Source organism: Polaromonas sp. P1_G2, from assembly GCF_056405515.1.
Window position 1 is genome coordinate 1 of the sequence record NZ_JBFUBY010000602.1, and the last position, 763, is coordinate 763.

Sequence of the window (763 nt, forward strand, 5' to 3'; positions counted from 1 at the left end):
GAACAGCGCGGTGTTGCGCTGACGCCGAAGGGCAGGGCGCTTTACGACGCGCTGCTCAATGAGGCCCGTGCCCGCGTGACGCCCGCAGCGGACGGCTCCAATGCCGCCGTCTATGAAGAGGCGCTTGGCGATGCCTTTCGCGCCTTCCCGGACGATTGGAACGAAATCCGCAAGGCCGGCCTCGGCTATTTCAGCTATTCGCTGACCGGCAAGGCAGTGAAGGCCGCCAGTGGCAGGCTCGATCTGGATACAGTGATCGCAGAGGGCATCGTGCAGTTCGATCCGCTCGTCTACGAGGATTTCCTGCCCGTCAGCGCGGCTGGCATCTTCCAGTCGAATCTCGGCGACGCAGCGACGCAGGCTTTCGTCGCCAGCCCGAACCAGCTGATGTTCGAGCGTGACCTCGGCGCCAGCGTGCTGGACGAGTTCGCCCATTACGCGGCGATTGAACGCGGCTCGATCGACGATTGCCTTGCCGCGCTCGGCACCATCATGGCTGCGGAGTGATCGACAGGCGATGATCGACACGAACCACATCGCGGCGCTGAAGGCCCTGCTTGGCGACAGAGGCATCGTCGATGCCCCGTCTGACAGGCTGGCCTACGAGACGGGCGCGCGTTACGACAAGGGTCGTGCCGCACTCGTGCTGCGGCCGGCTTCGACCGAGGAGGTTTCCGCCGCCGTTGCTTATTGCGTCGGCAGTGGCATCCGGCTGGTGCCGCAATCCGGCAATACCGGCCTGGTTTCCGGCTCGACGCCGGAT

2 protein-coding genes are annotated in these 763 nt (G+C 65.0%); both read left to right on the plus strand.

What is annotated here, in order from left to right; all coding sequences use genetic code 11:
- On the plus strand, positions 1-507 hold a 507-nt coding region (locus AC1D0P_RS26450; RefSeq protein ID WP_477679442.1), incomplete at its 5' end, for a VOC family protein.
- A 10-nt stretch (positions 508-517) separates the two neighbouring features.
- Positions 518-763 (plus strand): FAD-binding oxidoreductase (locus AC1D0P_RS26455; RefSeq protein WP_477679443.1); only part of this gene is annotated, 246 nt, incomplete at its 3' end.